Source organism: Pseudoalteromonas sp. C8, from assembly GCF_011378685.1.
GTDB classification, from domain to species: domain Bacteria; phylum Pseudomonadota; class Gammaproteobacteria; order Enterobacterales; family Alteromonadaceae; genus Pseudoalteromonas; species Pseudoalteromonas arctica.
The window spans coordinates 12962-32021 of sequence record NZ_WTKT01000014.1 but is presented as its reverse complement, the minus strand read 5'-3'; the positions used below and the strand labels follow the sequence as shown (position 1 = coordinate 32021).

The following is a 19060-nucleotide window of genomic DNA, read 5'->3' as shown; positions in this document are numbered from 1 at the left end:
CCGCACCTTCCAACTTTAGAGACCAAACCATTTTATAACCTATTAAATTGTATAAATTAATACCTGACACTAACCTTTAATGTAAGCCGATATTTCAATAAGCTTTTAACAAAAACCCTCTGCTACTCAAATCTTACCCTCTACGTTTTTATAAAAGCGCTGGCACTATACGTGCATTGTCTATTATGTGTTCTTAATGAGTGTGCTGCGCGCTATTTTATTTCAAATGCCACGTAAATATTACAAGGTGCCATTAAATTCTTTCATACCGCTATACACTCTCACTATTACTAAAGGGCTAATTAATAACGAATTACATATGAGGAGCAAGCATGGCTAAGTCAGCAATATTATACAGAATGGTAACCGATGAGCATATTTGCCCATTTGGACTCAAATCAAAAGATTTACTGAAGCGAAAGGGCTATAAGGTAGATGATAAACCACTGACTTCGCGTGAAGAAACCGATGCATTTCAACAAAAACACAATGTTGATACCACACCCCAAACATTTATCGATAACGAACGCATTGGCGGATATGATGATTTGCGCGCTTACTTTAATAAATCAGAGCCAGGCCAACAAGGTACAACTTATACCCCCGTTACGGCCATTTTTGCTGTCACGTTATTACTTGCCTTTGCATTTAGCTACTCGACTGGCTTTGCACTTTTTTCTATGCATACAGTTATGCTGTTTGTCGCGCTAACAATGGGCGTACTGGCTATTCAAAAATTACGCGACTTATACAGCTTTAGTAATTCTTTTATAACCTATGATTTATTTGCTATGAAAGTAGTTAGGTATGCTTATGTGTATCCATTTTTAGAAGCATTTGTCAGTATAGGCATGATTGCAGGGCTTTCAGCTTATGTTGTTGCACCAATTTCTTTATTTATTGGAGGAGTTGGAGCCGTGTCAGTGATTAAGGCTGTTTACATAGACAAACGAGAGCTTAAGTGTGCCTGCGTTGGCGGTGATAGTAATGTACCGCTGGGGTTTGTCTCTCTGACCGAAAACCTGTTTATGATTGCTGCAGGTATTTGGATGTTGATTAAATAAAAAGACTTAACACTTAAAAGGCTGCAGTGTGCAGCCTATTAAATAATTGTCAGCGAGCTTATTAAGTACGATAAAGCACTTTAATTACATGCCAGCCAAATTTAGTTTTAACTAAGTGAGGCTCTAAAATTGCACCTTTAAATGCAATTTTATCAAACTGAGGGACCATTTGGCCGCGCCTAAACTCACCTAAGTCACCACCTTTTTTACCAGATGGGCATGACGAATACTTTTTAGCTAAGGTTTGAAACTTTGCACCTTTACCTAATTGCTTAATAATATCTTCTGCAATCTCTTTGTGCTTTACCAAAATGTGAAGTGCGTGTGCTGTGTTTGCCATGAAAAAAGCCTTTTATACCGTTAGCTAAAATTAAACGCGGCGATTTTAACACAACCCCATAAACCTGGCATCTACTTATACTGCAGTGTATAACGCCTAATTTATAAATAATGTTTAGCATCCTCTGGGTTGGGAATTCTGCAATACTGATATTTTCCAAATAAGGTATAGCGGTTTAAAGCAACCCTATCGTATAACCAATTATTAAACCTATTTGGCAAAATACTAAATACGTTTGCTAGCTTGTATGGGTAACCTAGCTGCTTAACAACGTTAAAAAAAGCATGACTTTGTGTATACGCGTTACCATTTTCTAGGTAAACCATTGAGGCATATTCAGTTGTTGATAGACCAAAATGCGTTAACAACAGTTCTCCTTTTGGAGATTGCACGCTGCATAATTTAAAAATAGTATTAGTGTCGTGAGCAATAATAAAGTTACACCACGCGCTGCAAAGCTTACATTGCGCATCAAATAATATAATTTTTTGATTTTGCATTATTGTCACTGCATCATCGCTCATAACACTTTCCTTAAATTAAGTACTAAATTACTGCTGCACCGGCTTTTTTTGTAACTTGCGCTGCAAAGTACGTCTGTGCATATTAAGTTGCCTTGCGGTAACCGACACATTGCCATTATTACTGTGTAATACTTGTTGAATATGCTCCCACTCTAAACGCTCTGGCGACATAACCGCATCATCAATAACACTCGATGCCGATGCCACAGGCTCGGTGTTAAGCGCTTTTAATAATGTTGCCATATCAACCGGTTTAGTAAGGTAGTCGTTTGCGCCTAAACGCATTGCCTCTACTGCGGTTGCTATACTTGCAAACCCAGTTAGTAAAACAATATGAGCCTGAGTGAGCAAACTACGCAGCGGCTTTATGAGTACAAGTCCGTTATCGTCACCTAGTTTCATGTCTAATAAAATAAAGTCGGGCAATAGTTTACGCGCGGTAAGTAACGCATCACTTTGGTTATGCGCCACCTCGCAGATAAAGCCTTGTTTAGTTAAGCGCCTTGCCAGTGTGCTGGCTAAATTTATGTCGTCTTCAATTATAAGTAACTTCATAAGGCGTTATTCTCAGTGTTTACAATAGCGAGTTTAACTTTGGCGACAGCGCCGCCATCTGCATGGTTAAACAAGGTAAGTGAGCCATTCAAACGCTCAAAAGTAACATTTGATAAAAGCACAGCAAGCCCCATTCCTTGATCGCTTGGCATAAGTTGCCCGCCCAGCTCTGCTAATTGCGATGATGAAAAGCCAGGGCCAAAATCACGAATTAACAAGTAAACGCATTCACTATGTAAGTTATCTTGCTGCCAACTCAGCTCTAATTGAGTTTGGCCTTGTTTTTGATTAGCGAGCGCGGCGTTCTGCAATAAATTTAAAATAGCAGGCAATAACATGGCATCACTTATCAATGTTGCTGCAATAGGTGGCGTAATCCATTTAATTTGCTGATCAGGGTATTGCAGTAGAAGTGTGTCTGTAATTTGTGTCTGCAGTTGCTTTACGCTGGTATGCTCTTGCGAATTTTTGAGGCGTAGCTGCTCTGAGAGTTTTCTAAAGTCGTTAAGTTGCGTACTACACTGAGTAAGCGGCGCTTGCATGTGCTTAACAATGGGGTTGTTTGGTTGGTCTTCTAATAACTCTTCAAACAATAGCTGTAAATTTGCAATTGGGGTCGCTAGTTGATGGGTTATTTGTGCAGCGGCCCCATCAAGGGTAACAAGCTGTTCATTACGTAATTGTTTTTCACGCACGTTTGCAATAATTTGCTCTCGCTCTTTAAGTGCCCTGCTCATTGCGCCAATCACTAATGCGATTACGCTAGCACTTAAAACAAAATTAACCCACATGCCAATAAAGTGACCACTCATATTCATTTGATGCATGCTGTGATCGGGCATCTTTATCAGTAAAAAACTGTATGCGGCAATGGCTAATACCGCAATATAAGCTAATCCTTTTTCTCGCAACGTAACAGCAGCGATCATTATCGGGAGCAATAACAGTGATACAAATGCATTGGTTGCACCACCGCTTAGAGAGCAAAACCGTTAAAAATAATACATCAGCGGTTAACTGCATCAACATACCCAAAGGTTTAGCGCGGCTTACATTACGATAGGCAAATAGGCTAATAAGCTGAAACACAGCCTCAACGGCAATAACAATCAGTAATGGCAGTAATGCGATTTGATGTTCTAGTAAAAAATAAACGCTAAGCACAGCAATTAATTGCACCGCAATAGCACCGCTTCGCAGCATTAATAGTCGACTAATGGTGGGGTCGGTTTGCATTAACAAGAGGTGATTGCCCAATCAAATGTTTAATAAGGTTATTTTAACGGTTATATGATTTTTAATCATCATCCATCGAAATTGAAAACGGTGCACAAGGCGTTCCTTGATGAAACACCATTTTCCATTGCTCGCCTTGTTTACGCCAAAGCGACATACGCAATGAATAATTAAATTCACTGCGAGCAGAGCGCCTATAAGCTGCTTGATAACTAAGTTGCACTACGTCATCACTTAGCATTCGGCCCTTAAAATGCTGATTATAAAACTGTGGCACAACCTCGGTAGGTAAACGGGTAAGTACTTGGTATTTATTAAATGTAGTGCCATTGGCAGCAATTTCGATAAATTCATCATCGAGCAAAGCATCTAATGCCCGCTCAGATTGGCGAACTTCTGGGTCTAGTAACTGGCGCTCAGCGTCAATCAAATGATTAAACAACGACACTTTTATTTTGCTGCTCATAACCTTCCCTATTGTTTATAAACTTGCCCGGCTTTCATAACAAATTGCACGTTTTTAAGTACGTCGATATTTTTAAGCGGTGAGCCATTTACACTGATAATATCTGCTTGTTTACCAACACTCAAGTCGCCAATGAGTGCGCTTTGCCCCAGCAGTTTAGCTGCATGTATAGTTGCTGACTTAATAGCTTGGGCTTCGCTCATACCATTGTTTACCATTAAACTAAATTCGTTAGCATTGAGCCCATGACGCGACACCCCAGAGTCTGTTCCAAATGCTATATTAACCTTATTTTTCAGTGCAAGTTGAAACGAAGCTTGCATTTTTGGAGTCACTTCACGCACTTTGTCGACTATTGCCGGTGGCATATTTGGATTTGTAAGCACCTCTTCACTTACCGTTGCACCCGCTAAAAGCGTCGGTACTAAATAAGCTCCCGTTTTTTTAAATAACTTTATTGCCTCTTTATCTAGATAAGAGCCATGCTCAATAGAATCTACACCGGCTTTTATGGCCGCTTTTATACCTTGTGTACCGTGTGCATGCGCTGTAACTTTACGCCCCAAGTGATGAGCAGTATCAACAATTGCAATCAGCTCTGCATCTGTAAGTTGTTGGTTAACACCAGCAGCGGTATTACTTAGTACTCCACCCGTGGCAGTAATTTTAATTACATCAGCGCCACTTTTAATTACCTCGCGTACCGCACGGCTACAATCATCCGCGCCATTACATATACCAATCCCGCCTGTAACCGCATCTGTAATATCTTTTCGATAACCGTGCATATCTGCGTGTCCACCGGTAGGCGATATTGTATTACCCGCTGCAAAAATGCGAGGGCCGTTAATATCATTTCGCTCAATAGCACGTTTTAGCGGAAATATAACTTTGTGATCGCTACCTAAATCTCGCACTGATGTAAAACCCGCATCGAGCGTACGTTGTAAATATTTAATTGAGCGCAAAGCATAATCGGCATCATATTCTGTTGCCCAGCGGTGAGGGTTTGCTTTAGCATCTCGCTCAAACGTAACGTGAACATGCATATCAATAAGACCAGGCATTACAAATTGATTTTTAAGATTTATAATATCGGCATCAGGTAGGTTAAGTTCTACTTTTGTGAGGTAGCCGTTTTTAATGGCTGTTATTGTATTATCTGTTATGACTAACGTTTGCTCTGTTTTTACTTTTTGATCCTCGGATGCAAGTAAACTGCCCGCATAAATAATTTTATGCTGTTGAGCAAAAGCCCCATTTGCTATTAATGCCAGCGTTATTGCAGTGAATGTTGTTATTAGTGTTGTTTTCATACTTGCTCCTTTTTTATACTAGCATTACCTTAAATAACCTGTAATTGCGAATATTTACGACACAAAGCATGCTATAAACTAGTCTTGAAAGCCGTTTTTTGGTATAACTCACCCATTAGTAATACATGTCAGACCACCTTAAGAGAACATACTATGCCTTACGCACATATCACTGGTTGGGGTAAATGCATTCCACCAGCAAGCATTAGCAACGATGAAATTAGTGAAATAGTTGATACCACCGACGAGTGGATAACCTCGCGTACAGGCATTAAATCTCGCCGTGTGAGCCATGTAAGTACCGCCGAGCTGGCAACCGTTGCAGCTAAGCATGCTATTGCGTGCGCAGGCGTTGATCCTAAAGATATTGATTTAGTAATATTAGCAACCTGTACACCTTCTACTGTTGTGGCAAATACCGCCTCACAAGTGCAAAAAAACATTGGTGCAACAGGCGCTGCCGCAATGGATACAAACGCGGCATGTTCGGGCTTTTTATATGCATTGCAAGCTGCTACAGCACAAATTCAAGCGGGTATGATCAAAAAAGCAGTGGTCATTGCCGCTGAGCGTATGACCTGGTACGTAAACTGGGCACGTCGCGATAGCGCTGTTTTATTTGGCGATGGCGCAGGTGCAGTAGTACTTGAAGCGGCAGATACGCCAGCTGGTTTACTAGCAACCAAAACTGGTTGTGACAGTGAAGACCGCGATATTTTACACATCACTAACTTTGGTAGTGATTTAAATAAATATGAGTCAATTGGTCCATCTGATTTATTATTTGAAGGTCGTGAAATTTTCAAACGTGCTGTTAAAGGCATGAGCGAAGCGTGCGACGATGTACTTAAACAAGCCGATTTGAGCCTTGATGACATTAATGTACTCGTTCCACACCAAGCTAACTTACGTATTATTCAGGCTATTCAGCATCGTTTAAAAGTACCTGACGAAAAAGTAATGGTTAACATTGGTGAGTATGGTAATACCTCTGCTGCTACGATTGCTATTGCGTTATGTGAAGCCGTTGAGCAAGGGTTAATTAAACCGCATTCAAACATTATGTCTGCTGCATTTGGTGCAGGCCTTACCTGGGCTGCAAGTTACATAAAATGGGGCGAACGCGTAACGCCTATTAGTGTAAGCGATGCCGCTTTACCGCCATGTGATAAAACCGGTTTAGAACTTGTAGCACCGGCCGTTAAAGCATGTAAAGAAGCGCAGCCAAGCTAACACAACATGTAGTAAGCAACATATAAAACGCACTTCATTAAGTGCGTTTTTGCTTTTTAAGGAATTAAATTTGAAACTTTTAGGTATTCACCACGCTGCCATTATTTGCAGTGACTATGCACGTTCTAAACACTTTTATAGCAATGTACTTAAACTTAACGTTATTAATGAGCACTTTAGAGCTGATCGTAATTCATATAAATTAGATTTAGCCATGCCCGATGGTAGCCAAATAGAGCTATTTTCGTTTGATGGATCGCCCGCAAGACCAAGCTATCCCGAAGCACAAGGCTTAAGACATTTAGCTTTTAAGGTAGCGGATGTACAGATTGCAAAAACGTATTTAGAGTCGTGCGAAGTAAACGTTGAGGATATTAGAGTGGATGAAATAACCGGCAAAAAGTTTACCTTTTTTGCCGATCCAGATAACTTGCCACTTGAGCTTTATGAGGTTTAAAACTCATAAGCTCAAGTTCTTACTATTGAATCAAAAACTTATTTATTAAAACGGTTTTGTAAGTAAGTAAACACCGCGCGAATACCTAACGCTTCACCACCTGTTGGACGACCTGGTAATGCACGTAAGTTCCATGCCATTACATCAAAGTGTACCCATGGTGTTGTTGGTTCAACAAATTCTTTTAAGTAAAGCGCCGCAGTAATAGCACCACCAAATGGTGTGCTTGCACAGTTTGCCATATCGGCTACATCGCTTTTTAGTAAGTTTTTGTATTGCTCAAACAACGGAAGCTGCCAAACAGGGTCATATACACTTAAACCTGCATCAATAATACCGTTTGCTACATCGCGCTCTGTTGAGAAAAAGCCCGGAAGCTCCGTGCCTAACGCAACACGACATGCACCCGTGAGGGTAGCAAAATCAATAATTAGCTCAGGATTATCGTTTTGTGCTTCGCTTAATGCATCACACAATACTAAGCGCCCTTCTGCGTCTGTATTATCAATTTCGACCATAATGCCTTTGCGTGTTTTAACAACATCGCCAGGGCGAAATGCATTGCGCGATACTGCATTTTCAACAGCGGGTACAAGCACTCGTAATCTAATTGGTAAGTTAGCTGCCATAATAAGCTGTGCTAGTGCAATTACGTGCGCCGCGCCGCCCATGTCTTTTTTCATGTTACGCATGCCAGAACTTGGTTTTAAATCAAGTCCACCTGAGTCAAAACATACGCCCTTACCTACTAGTGTAATTAATGGAGCATCTGTTGCACCCCATTTTAAATCGAGTAAACGCGGTTTGTTTTCGCTTGCACGACCCACCATATGAATAGTCGGGTAGTTTTGCTCTAGTAACTCATCACCAATCCACTGTGAAAATTCGCCATTGTAAGTTGCAGCTAAATCTTCCATTACTTGCGATAAATGTTGCGGCATCATATCTACCGCTGGGGTGTTTACTAAATCACGTGCAAGTGTAATGGCATCAGCTTGTTGGCTAATACGGTCAAACAACGCTTTATCGCTAATGACTAATTGCGCTTTTGCTGTTGGTTTTTCTTTATATTCACTAAATTCGTAACCACCAAGCACAAACCCTAAAGCAACTTGCTCTACAAAAGCGCTCTCGCCTTGAATTTGATAAGTACCAGTAGGAAGTGTATTTGCTAAATTACCCGCAGCCCAAAAATCATCGCTACTTTGCATTAAACAAAATACCTGGCTTAACTCGCCCGTTTTAGCATCAGGGATTAAAGCAACACCTTGCTTTTCAAAACCTGTATTAGTTAACCAATTTTGTATAAATGCAGGCTGCTGTGCTTGCCAGTCAGATAATTCGTTTTTAAGAATAAAAGATAAAGGAATACCAGAAGATGTATGACGTAGTAATGCACTCATTAAAAAGCTCATATAATATAAAAATGGTACTTAAGAGCATATCAATAAGCGCACCTAAAAGGTATCGCTAATTTGAAGGGATTTTAGTTACTTTTTTAAGCTGTTTTTGGATTCTTGCTTTTGATTTTCTTGATCTATTTTAGCATCAAGTTCTTTAATAGATTTGTTTATATTAAACGAGCTTGGCAGTACATCAACTCCCACTAAACTCCCTAATTTAACAACTAAAGGAATTGTAAGCGGAGCAAAAGGTAATACAGCAAACACACCGAGCCCTAGCCCTTTTAGAATATCAACAAACTGTTCATTAGCGCGTTTTAACTCCTCTTTACTTGTTTGGCCTTGGGTATAGCGCCTATAAATAGAGAGCATTTCTTTGGTTTCTTGTTTTTCTTGAGCAAGTGCGATTTTAAGCGCCACCATAGCACGACGAAAACGCAGCTGTTGGCGTTTCTTACTAATTTTAACTACCCGCCAAGGCGCACGGTGAATAACTTTATATAATCGCATAGCTTTTATTTTCACACAGCGGCGCAGGTTCACAAAGAATAATTTACTTGCTACGGCCTTTCACTTACTCTTATTGCACCAAATTAGTATTAAATACATACAATAATGCAAAATTTATCAAGTCAAATACCGCAAAAGCCTGAAAAACCAAAATCTGATGAATGCTGTGGCGGCGGTAGTTGCTGCCCCTGTGTGTGGGATGAATATAAAGAAAAATTAGTGGCTTGGCGCTGCATACAAAACATTAAAAAACACAAGAAAGAAACAAATAAATAACATTTTAATATTTCCAACGCATTAAAATTCCTCTTAACAACCCTATTTGCACTTATTTAGTTCATTTCCACTTCACTTTGCACCACTGTTGCATTTTTTATTAAATTGAACCTTTTTGTTATCAAACGGTTAATTAACAATTGCTCTCCTCGTTTTTTACCTATAGTCTGTAGATAGGACTTCACAAAAAGTAAGCTTAATTGATTAGGCTTTTGAGCTAAACCCTCAAACTTATGTGAAACAAAAATTAAGTAAAAAATAAATGATGTGAAATTAGCATCAAAAATAAGAATTATTCTAACTGGGGAAAATTAGAATGAAATTAAAAAATAATGCGCTAAACCAAGCAATCAAATTTGCTTTAGCTACAACCACTGCAGGGTTGTTTTTTTCAGGTACTGCTGTTGCAGCAGACGAGCAACAACAAACTAAAGTAAACAAAAACGTAGAGAAAATTGCCGTAGTAGGTACGCGTTCAGCTCCACGTTCAATCGGTGATTCACCGGTGCCAATCGATATCATTGGTGGCGAAGAGCTTGAAAAGTCGGGCAACACTGACATGCTTGAACTTTTAAAAGGTGCCGTGCCATCTTTTAACGTACATCAAAACCCTATTAGCGATGCAGCCTCTCTTGTTCGCCCAGCTAACTTACGTGGTTTACCATCAGACAGCACATTAGTTCTTTTAAACGGCAAACGTCGTCATCGTGCTTCTGTAATTGCGTTTTTAGGCGGTGGTATTAATGATGGTGCCCAAGGTGCAGATATTTCAGTAATTCCAAGCATTGCTATTAAACAAGTAGAAGTACTTCGTGATGGCGCAGCCGCACAGTATGGTTCTGATGCAATTGCCGGTGTAATGAACTTCCAGTTAAAAGACGCTTCAGAAGGCGGTAAATTAGAAATTCGCCATGGTCAATTTTATGAAGGCGATGGGGATACAACACAAGTGTCGGGTAACGTGGGTTTACCTTTTACCGACAATGGCTTTGCTAATTTAAGTTTTCAATACAAAACAGCAGATGCAACAAGCCGCTCAGTTCAGCGTGCCGATGCTGCAGCTCTTTCAGCTGCCGGTGTTCCTGATGTATCTTCGCTAGCACAAGTATGGGGCGCACCAGAAGTTGATGACGATATTACAATTTTTGGTAACGTGGGTTTAGAGCTCACTAACGATTCTGAATTTTACATGTTTGGTAACTACTCTGAACGTGATGTACGTGGTGGCTTTTACTACCGTAACCCACAAACGCGTTCTGGTGTTTATTCAAATGATGGTGGCGAAACTCTGCTTGTTGCAGATTTAACACCTGATATGAGCGCTAACTGTCCTACTATTGCAATAACAGATGGCAACGTACTAGATGATCCAGCTTACATAAATGGTGTAGCGAACAACCCAGATTGTTTTGCATTTAACGAATCGCTTCCAGGTGGTTTTACACCTAACTTTGGCGGCAACATTACTGATACTTCTTTAACTATCGGTACTAAAGGGCGATTCACTGGTGGTTTCTTAAAAGATACTTACTATGACTTAAGCGGTACTGTGGGCTTAAATGAATCACGTTACTTTATTTACGATACAGTTAATGCCTCTTTAGGTGCAGATACACCACGTGATTTCAGCCCAGGTAAATATGAGCAACTAGAGAAAAACTTTAACTTTGATTTATCAAAGGGTGTCGACTTTGGTTTAGCTTATGATGTAAATATTGCCGGTGGTTTTGAATGGCACGAAGAAACATTCACTATCATTTCTGGTGATGAAGCATCTTACACTGCAGGCCCTTTAACAGAACAAGGTTTTGGTATTGGCTCTAACGGCTTCCCTGGTTTTAAACCATCACAAGCAGGTGAGTTTTCTCGTCGTAACTATGCAGCATATGTTGATGTTGAAGCACCGTTTACTGAAGATTTCCTAATGGGCGTGGCGCTTCGCTTTGAAGACTACGACAGCTTTGGTACTACAACTAACTACAAAGTAATGGCTCAATACCATTTAACTGAAGATTTAAATATTCGTGGCTCTGTAAGTAGCGGTTTCCGTGCACCTACAGTTGGTCAAGCTAACGTAAGTAACGTACAAACAAGCTTAGATAGCGGCGTATTACAAGATTCAGCGCTTCTTCCACCAACAAACCCAATTGCAGTGCAATTAGGTGGTACAGAGCTTGAGCCGGAAGAATCGCAAAGCTATACGCTTGGTGCTGTATACACAATCGGCGAGTTATTTTTAACGCTTGATTACTACAATATTCAAGTAGATGACCGTATTAGTCAATCAGATAAAATCAACTTAAGCCAAGCAGATAAAGATACACTTACAGCGGCTGGAGTTCCTAATGTACAAGGTCTTGCTCAAGTAAGCTTTTTTACAAATGACTTTGATACAACAACACAAGGTATCGATTTAGTTGCCAACTATACAGCTGAACTAATGGGCGGTAGCTCTACATTTAGCCTTGCTTATAACTGGAATGATACTGAAGTAACTCAATTTAGTGAGATTACAGGTGCGTTTAAGGTTAAGCGCTTAGAAGAAGACTTACCGAATCATCGTGCAACGTTCACATTATCTCAGCAGTGGGAATCAGTTTCTGCATTTGCTCGTGCAAACTACTACGGCGAATACCAAGGTGTTCACGTTGATTATGATGCAACAGCTAAAACAGCAGATGCTGCCGTCACTATTGATGCTGAAGTTACTTACTTCTTAAATGAATCAGTTAGCTTCTCTGTAGGCGCTCAAAACTTGTTTGACCAAGATGCTGAAAAACTTGATTTTGCAGATGCAACGGGAATTCCTAATAACAACTGGGGTGGTCAATACTATGAAACATCTCCGTTTGGTATTAACGGTGGCTTTTACTACGCGAAAGCAACATATACTTTCTAAACTATTTTCATGAAGAACCAAAGGCGAAATGTTAAAGACATTTCGCCTTTTTAATTTTATAGTTAATAAAAATAATAATGAACAATACCAATTGCATTGAATAAGTGTTCTATTATAGCGCTCAGAAAATAGCGTAATAACAAGGCGAAAATTATGATATATAGTTGCTCTATATGAATAATTTTTAACGCAGTGAGTACGCTATTTAATGCGATAGAAAGATTGTTTTTTTAATAAAATTGGTATAACTATGCTACTTAATAAAGCTAACCAACTACTGCAACAAAATAAACTCAAAGAAGCTGAGTTTCATTTTAAAACGCTATTAAATAGTAACCCTGAAAATGGTGAAGCTTTATTTGGCTTAGGCAGAATTGCCTTACGACTAGAACGCTATGACTCTGCTGTATACTTACTCCAAAAAGCATGTGAGCGAATGCCTCATATGCTTGAACCATTACATGCACTAGCAGATGCGTTTAACGGTGTTAATTCGCCAAACGATGCGTTAACTGTTCTCGAATATGCAAAAAAGTTAGCGAGTCATAACCCAGAACCCCACTACTACTTAGCCCAACACTACTTAACATATGGCGAATTAGATAAAGCCCATACAACGTTTGCCCAAGCTCTCAGTATTGGCACCTACCCAGTAACAGCCTATATTTTATTTGAACTTGTACAGTTAGGCCGCTTTAATAAAGAGCATAATTATGTAAGTAATTTACACCACTTATTAACTCAAACGAGCAATTTACGTTTAAAAATGGTGTGTTACTACGCATTAGCAAACAGTTACGATGCACTTGAAGATACCGAGCAAGCATTTAATTACTTTATATTGGCGAATAAATTACAAAAAAAATTAAGTGAATTTAACACTAAAGATTTAATCCCTTTTTACGATGAAATAATAAAATACAACACCGAGGAATTTATTGCCTCTGCCGATGAAAAGTTTACAGGTAATATTACGCCTGTTTTTATCATTGGCATGCCTCGTAGTGGCTCTACCCTCCTGGAGCAAATGTTGGCAAGCCATAGTCAGTTTTCGAGCCTAGGAGAGAGTACAAGTATTAGTAATAACGCAGTTGCTTTTATTGAACAAAAAACGGGAGTTGCTTACCCGCAATGTTTAGCGCATTTAACGCCTGACCTAATAAAAAAAGCCCGCGAACTGTATATCACAACTTTAAAAACAGCATCGCCCATCAGACCTTTTATAATAAATAAACTGCCTAGTAATTATCAATCGCTAGGACTTATATATAGGCTGTTTCCTAATGCTAAATTTATAAACTTAAGTCGTGATTTTAATGCCACCGCATTTTCTATCTTCACTAATTACTTTGCTGAAAACGAGCCTTATTTTTGCTCACTATCTGAGTTTAAGCTTTATCATAAGTTGTATGAAAAAATGATGAGGCATTGGCACTCCTTTAAAGATATGCCAATTTATGATGTCAGTTACGAAGATTTAGTGAGTAACCCAAAAGAGCAGCTAACGCAGTTACTTGGTTTTTTAAACTGTCATTTTGAAGAGCGCTGCTTAGCGTTTTATAAACAAAAAACACCGGTAACCACGTTGAGTAAACATGCTATTCGCCAACCTATTAATAACGCCGCAATCGCTAAGTGGGAGCGTTACAAAACACCGCTTTTAAAGTTACTTGATGAGAATTAATTAGGGCCTGTTTATCTTTCGAGGTTAAATTTGCAGTAGGCTGTTTGGTATTTAGGCAAGGCAGAGCCTATGTAGTGTGGTTGTTCCCCATAAATAGGCGATAACGCAGCATAAAGACCAAACATCCACTGCCCTTCGGGTTCTTTCTAGGGACGATTAACTCTTTGTTGCCTACATGGATGTAGGTAAGGGGCGTGAGCAGGACGCGGAAGCTTTGCTCGGTTTTTACTTATTCTTACATGGATGTAAGCCAGTAGAATAAAGCAGGAGCAGTTATCGAGCCCACTAGGTTACAAACTTCGCGCCGCGATTAAATCGCCCCTAGATTGAACAAATTTTAATCCTGAAAGGTCAACAGGCCCTTACGGACGTGCTTTAAACCAATTAAGTAAATCTTTAAATTGATCATCACGCGCACTTGGGTGGGTAAGCATATTAATATGATCGTAATCAAAATTATGCCCGTGTTTACGACCGTAAATTCGCATTTGTTGAATGCCAGGCCCAGATTCGTCCATAAATTTTTGAATATCGATTGGTTGAGCTAGTGCTTTGTCTTTTACCGCAGCAATATGAAGCGTTGGCGGTAAATGCAGGCTGTTTAGCGCTTTTGCATAATCAAAATTATCATCAGAATCTATCCATGGCTTCTTTTTAGCCCATTGCATACTTTGATAATGCGACTTTTGAGTTTCGTTATCGCTTCCCCACTTATAGCCCTTAGCATTTAAATAACCATGTTTTTTAGCAAGTAAAGGCGCCATAAAATACCAAATTAAATTGGCTTGTAATAGTTTTTGAGGATGATTATTAAATAAAGAACGCTTAGAGCCAAAATACACACACGCTTTTACATCATTAATATATTGAGGGAAACGTGCAAACGCGCTGTTCATTAATACTCCGCCCCAAGAGTGAGCAACCCAGTAGTCAGGCTTCTTGCCTTCAATCAACTCTATTTGCTTAATAAACGCTGGAATATCTTCTAAAATGGCTTCAGTTTGCCCGTACTTAGCGTCACTTGAAATAACCGGTTTACTATCACCTCGGCCACGTAAATCGGCCACATAACATCTATATCCATGCTCAGCCAAAAAAGGGGCAAGTCCTTTATTTGAATGGGTATAAAAAATTTTACCGTTTTCTACAGCTCCATGCATAAAAAATACGACAGGCCCTTGCTGATTTTCATCGCTAATACGGCGTAAATGAAGTGTTTGTTGATCAGCTAAATTAATAATTATTGATTGCTGAGAAATCGCCACAGTTATTCCTTTTTATTATTTTCAACTCATCCTACCAGCAATATTAAATATACCAAAGGAAATGTCTGCACTTTACTCATCAGCATTTGTTACAATCATCACATCATATCTGTTGTTAAAATGAAGCCATGAAAGAAAATAAAGCACGTTCAAAATTACACCCTCGTAACCTACATAAAAATGGGTACGACTTCGATTTATTAACAACAGAGCACCCTGCTCTACTGCCCTTTGTTATAACAACACCTGCAGCTACTAAAAGCATTGATTTTAGTGATAACAAAGCCGTTAAAACATTAAATCAAGCTCTTTTAAAAGCACATTATAATATTGATTTTTGGGATATTCCCGAGCACAACTTATGTCCACCTATACCTGGGCGTGTTGACTACATTCATTACTTAGCCGACTTATTAAGTGATGATAATCAACAACAAATACCTTTAGGTAAGCAAATTAAAGTACTTGATATTGGTACTGGCGCTAATTTAGTTTACCCGCTTACTGGTACAAGTGAATATAAGTGGCATTTTACAGGGACTGATATTGATGCAACCTCAGTAAAAATAGCAAAGCAAATTGCTCAGTTTAATGGTTTAAAAATAACCCTAAAACAACAAAAAAACGCATCACATATTTTTAAAGGCGTTATAAATCAAAAGGATTTATTCCATTTAACACTTTGTAATCCTCCGTTTCATGCCAGTGAAGAAGAAGCGACTAAAGGTAGTGAACGTAAATGGAAAAACTTAGGCAAAACACCAAGTAACGCGCTTAACTTTGGTGGCCATAATAATGAATTATGGTGCGAAGGCGGTGAAGTACAGTTTATCTCTAATATGATTAAAGAAAGCGAAGACTTTGCAGAGCAAGTACTGTGGTTTACGTCGTTAGTATCCAAAAAAGATAATATTGCAGCCCTTGAAGAAGTATTAAAAGCCCACCCGATAGCACAATATAAAATAGTTGATATGGCACAAGGTCAAAAAATTAGCCGCTTTATTGCATGGAGCTACTTTGATAAAGAAACCCGCGAGCAAATTTGTAGCGAGCTTGATTAATACTAATTTTATTAAAAACAATAAAAAGGATAAGGCAATCATGATAGATTTTCGCTCTGATACAGTTACAAAACCAACAAAAGAAATGCGCGATATTATGTACAGCGCACCGGTTGGTGATGATGTATATGGTGATGATGAAAGCGTTAACCAACTAGAAGCTTATGCGTGTAAGCGTTTTAACTTTGAAGCCGCACTTTATTGTAGCTCAGGTACACAAGCCAACTTACTTGCAATAATGGCGCATTGTGAGCGAGGTGACGAATACATTTGTGGCCAAAATGCGCATAACTATAAGTTTGAGGGCGGCGGTGCAGCTGTTTTAGGGTCTGTGCAACCACAGCCTATCGAAAACGATGCTGATGGCAGTATGCCTTTTAGTAAAATATCGGCGGCTATAAAACCAGACGATTGCCATTTTGCAAAAACGCGATTGCTTAGTTTAGAAAATACCATTGGCGGAAAGGTGCTGCCTCTTGAGTACTTAGCCCAAGCTCGTGACTTTGTTAACACACATAATCTAGCGCTGCACTTAGACGGCGCACGAGCATTTAATGCCGCAGTTGAGCTAAATGTTGATATCACTGAAATTACAAAACACTTTGATTCAGTTTCTATTTGTTTATCTAAAGGCTTGGGAGCGCCCGTAGGCTCTTTATTAATAGGCTCACCAGCACTTATTAATAAAGCAAGACGATGGAGAAAAGTACTTGGTGGCGGTATGCGCCAAGCCGGAATGCTTGCAGCCGCTGGGCAGTTTGCACTTGAGCACAATATAGAGCGCTTAAAAGACGATCATGCAAATGCACGTTATTTGGCTCAACAATTAAGTGAAATCAGTGGCTTTACTGTCGATATGAGTAACACCACTAATATGGTCTACGCAACATACACTAACAGTATAAATATTGAAGAGATTGCTGAGGCACTTAAACAACAAGGTATATTATTTAGCCCAAGCAAGCAGCTTAGGCTAGTAACGCATTTAGATATTACGCGCGAAGATATTGATACATTTTTAAATGCTTTGTCGGCCCATATTTAACGCGGCTTTATAATGTTTGCGGCATACCGAAACATATCGGTCATTGCCGCCAATTTCTACTTGGTTACCATCGGCTATTGCTTCACCATTTTCATCGGTACGAAGTACATGGTTAGCTTTACGCCCGCAGTGGCATACAGTTTTAAGCTCAACTAACTTATCAGCCCACGCAAGTAAGTATTGCGACCCTATAAATAGCTCGCCTCTAAAGTCATTACGCAGGCCATAACACAATACCGGTATACCAAGCTCATCAACCACATCGGTTAATTGCATTACTTGTTCTTTTGATAAAAATTGACACTCGTCAACTAATACACAATGGCGCTTTTTATCATTGTTGAGTGATTGAATAAGATCAAAAACATCTTTGCTAGCATCAAATACATGCGCATCAGCTTGCAAGCCAATACGAGACGATACTTTACCCACGCCTTGTCTATCATCAATGGCCGCAGTAAGGATGACAGGTTCCATGCCACGTTCTTTATAGTTAAATGCAGATTGTAATAACGTGGTTGATTTACCTGCGTTCATTGCAGAGTAGTAAAAGTATAATTGAGCCATTGCGGTGCCATTTTATAAAAAGTGCGCTTATGCTACCTTAATATTAAATTAATACCAATTTACAAACGCGAATTTTATTTTGTCAGGGCCTGTGACCTTTCAGGATTGTAATTTGTTCTATCTAGGGGGGATTTAATCGCGGCGCGAGATTTGTAACCTAGTGAGCTAAATAAAAACCGAGCAACAAAGAGTAAATCCCTACTAGGACAAACCCAGGGGCAGCCCGTGTTTGGCATTTATAATGCGTTATCGTTTATTTATGGGGACTAACCACACTACATAGGCTCCGCCTAGCCTAAAAACCAAACACGCTGCTGCAAATTTAACCTCGAAAGATAAACAGGCCCTTTTATTTAAGTGTTTGTAAGTATTTAATATACACAGGTGCACTTTCAAATTTTGATAACCATTGCCACATTTCCAAGCTTAGAGTGCTATTTTCTTCGTAGAATTTTTTTGAAAAAATAAGGTAACCATGGCTGGTTTCGTACGGTGGGTAAATAGGTTTAACATTTTTACTTTTATAAGGGTAACTCGACACTTTTAAGCCATCTACTTGGCATAGATCGACACTCGCCTGCACCACGCCCTTATCTAGCAACTCAAAAGCTTTGCTTTTAGAGAACGTATTATGAATAAAAAATGGTTCTTCTTTTAACGCGCTATTTAGCCCATAGCCATTAGGAATAGCTATCGTAAATGCTTTATTTTGAAATACTTCGCGAGTCTCCCATTCTTTATGAAATTTATAACGCCCTATAAGGCAGCTACCAAATTCACTTACTGCATACTCTTCTTGTAACTTACCTTGTTCATCAACAGGGTAAACAGCAACATTTTCTCGTCCTGTGCGGTAACTTGCAATAACAGCATTCACTCGATTAAATTCTAAATCGTTTAAGCATCTACGCCATGGCTTTCGAACAAATTTAATCTCAACACCATCAATCGCTTTATCTAATAAGCTTAAAACCTCCACTGAGGCCTCAGGTTGATCAATAGGTATAGCCTTATCAACACCTAAAAATAGTGGTGCTGCGTTTTTATCTTCATAACAAAAAAGTAATTCTTTGGCCGTAACGCCATCGCAAAACACAATACACTTCAAAACAAAAATATAAAGTAACGTTCTAATTTTCATAGTGATTTTTATTTATAA

At 39.3% G+C, this 19060-nt stretch carries 18 protein-coding genes and 1 pseudogene; 8 read left to right on the top strand and 11 right to left on the bottom strand.

Annotated features, from left to right (window positions below):
• Positions 1-332 precede the first annotated feature (332 nt).
• Complete coding sequence (locus GQR39_RS13945; RefSeq protein ID WP_165735900.1) at positions 333-1064, top strand: MauE/DoxX family redox-associated membrane protein; 732 nt, start codon at positions 333-335, stop codon at positions 1062-1064.
• 61 nt (positions 1065-1125) lie between these two features.
• Here GQR39_RS13945 and GQR39_RS13940 read toward each other — a convergent pair whose 3' ends face one another.
• The 6 genes and pseudogenes from GQR39_RS13940 to GQR39_RS13915 form a co-directional block, all read right to left on the bottom strand.
• Positions 1126-1404, bottom strand: coding sequence for a peptidylprolyl isomerase (locus GQR39_RS13940; RefSeq protein WP_002959014.1), 279 nt, complete (start codon positions 1402-1404; stop codon positions 1126-1128).
• Between the two features lie 101 nt (positions 1405-1505).
• Positions 1506-1928, bottom strand: a complete 423-nt coding sequence (locus GQR39_RS13935) for a DCC1-like thiol-disulfide oxidoreductase family protein (RefSeq protein ID WP_165735899.1) — start codon at positions 1926-1928, stop codon at positions 1506-1508.
• Between the two features lie 27 nt (positions 1929-1955).
• Positions 1956-2483, bottom strand: a complete 528-nt coding sequence (locus tag GQR39_RS13930) for a response regulator (RefSeq protein ID WP_165735898.1) — start codon at positions 2481-2483, stop codon at positions 1956-1958.
• Positions 2480-3719, bottom strand: a pseudogene (locus tag GQR39_RS13925) (ATP-binding protein). The gene GQR39_RS13930 and the pseudogene GQR39_RS13925 overlap by 4 nt, the downstream one beginning before the upstream one ends.
• 61 nt (positions 3720-3780) lie before the next feature.
• Positions 3781-4185 (bottom strand): DUF4440 domain-containing protein, encoded by a 405-nt coding sequence (locus GQR39_RS13920; RefSeq protein WP_165735897.1) that lies wholly within the window; start codon positions 4183-4185, stop codon positions 3781-3783.
• 8 nt (positions 4186-4193) lie between these two features.
• Entirely contained in the window at positions 4194-5501 is a 1308-nt protein-coding gene (locus tag GQR39_RS13915) for an amidohydrolase family protein (protein WP_165735896.1), read from the bottom strand.
• A 153-nt stretch (positions 5502-5654) separates the two neighbouring features.
• On the opposite strand from GQR39_RS13915, the gene GQR39_RS13910 reads away from it, so the two are divergent.
• Both GQR39_RS13910 and GQR39_RS13905 read left to right on the top strand, forming a co-directional pair.
• Complete coding sequence (locus GQR39_RS13910; RefSeq protein WP_165735895.1) at positions 5655-6734, top strand: ketoacyl-ACP synthase III; 1080 nt, start codon at positions 5655-5657, stop codon at positions 6732-6734.
• 70 nt (positions 6735-6804) lie between these two features.
• Entirely contained in the window at positions 6805-7191 is a 387-nt protein-coding gene (locus tag GQR39_RS13905) for a VOC family protein (RefSeq protein WP_121953611.1), read from the top strand.
• 38 nt (positions 7192-7229) lie between these two features.
• Here GQR39_RS13905 and GQR39_RS13900 read toward each other — a convergent pair whose 3' ends face one another.
• Both GQR39_RS13900 and GQR39_RS13895 read right to left on the bottom strand, forming a co-directional pair.
• Complete coding sequence (locus tag GQR39_RS13900) at positions 7230-8594, bottom strand: leucyl aminopeptidase family protein (protein ID WP_165735894.1); 1365 nt, start codon at positions 8592-8594, stop codon at positions 7230-7232.
• An 87-nt stretch (positions 8595-8681) separates the two neighbouring features.
• Positions 8682-9104, bottom strand: coding sequence for a hypothetical protein (locus GQR39_RS13895; RefSeq protein ID WP_024600540.1), 423 nt, complete (start codon positions 9102-9104; stop codon positions 8682-8684).
• 105 nt (positions 9105-9209) lie between these two features.
• On the opposite strand from GQR39_RS13895, the gene GQR39_RS13890 reads away from it, so the two are divergent.
• The 3 genes from GQR39_RS13890 to GQR39_RS13880 all read left to right on the top strand — a co-directional run bounded on the left by GQR39_RS13890 (position 9210) and on the right by GQR39_RS13880 (position 13963).
• Positions 9210-9380: an oxidoreductase-like domain-containing protein gene (locus GQR39_RS13890; RefSeq protein ID WP_076915784.1), complete on the top strand. Its 171-nt coding sequence runs from the start codon at positions 9210-9212 to the stop codon at positions 9378-9380.
• A 316-nt stretch (positions 9381-9696) separates the two neighbouring features.
• Positions 9697-12279 carry a TonB-dependent receptor gene (locus GQR39_RS13885; RefSeq protein ID WP_076925741.1) on the top strand — a complete coding sequence of 861 codons (2583 nt, stop codon included), beginning with the start codon at positions 9697-9699 and terminating at the stop codon, positions 12277-12279.
• 250 nt (positions 12280-12529) lie between these two features.
• On the top strand, positions 12530-13963 hold the full coding sequence (locus GQR39_RS13880) for a sulfotransferase (protein WP_165735893.1): 1434 nt from the start codon (positions 12530-12532) through the stop codon (positions 13961-13963).
• Positions 13964-14325: 362 nt separating this feature from the next.
• Here the strand turns inward: GQR39_RS13880 and GQR39_RS13875 are convergent, their stop codons facing one another.
• Positions 14326-15228, bottom strand: a complete 903-nt coding sequence (locus GQR39_RS13875; RefSeq protein ID WP_165735892.1) for an alpha/beta fold hydrolase — start codon at positions 15226-15228, stop codon at positions 14326-14328.
• A 128-nt stretch (positions 15229-15356) separates the two neighbouring features.
• Here GQR39_RS13875 and rlmF point away from each other — a divergent pair, with 128 nt between their 5' ends.
• Both rlmF and ltaE read left to right on the top strand, forming a co-directional pair.
• On the top strand, positions 15357-16289 hold the full coding sequence (gene rlmF, locus GQR39_RS13870; RefSeq protein WP_165735891.1) for a 23S rRNA (adenine(1618)-N(6))-methyltransferase RlmF: 933 nt from the start codon (positions 15357-15359) through the stop codon (positions 16287-16289).
• 40 nt (positions 16290-16329) lie between these two features.
• Positions 16330-17334 carry a low-specificity L-threonine aldolase gene (gene ltaE / locus GQR39_RS13865; RefSeq protein ID WP_165735890.1) on the top strand — a complete coding sequence of 335 codons (1005 nt, stop codon included), beginning with the start codon at positions 16330-16332 and terminating at the stop codon, positions 17332-17334.
• Here ltaE and GQR39_RS13860 read toward each other — a convergent pair.
• Both GQR39_RS13860 and GQR39_RS13855 read right to left on the bottom strand, forming a co-directional pair.
• Positions 17308-17901: a thymidine kinase gene (locus GQR39_RS13860; protein ID WP_007582344.1), complete on the bottom strand. Its 594-nt coding sequence runs from the start codon at positions 17899-17901 to the stop codon at positions 17308-17310. The genes ltaE and GQR39_RS13860 overlap by 27 nt on opposite strands.
• A 349-nt stretch (positions 17902-18250) precedes the next feature.
• Complete coding sequence (locus GQR39_RS13855) at positions 18251-19042, bottom strand: amino acid ABC transporter substrate-binding protein (RefSeq protein WP_165735889.1); 792 nt, start codon at positions 19040-19042, stop codon at positions 18251-18253.
• Between the last annotated feature and the right edge of the window lie 18 nt (positions 19043-19060).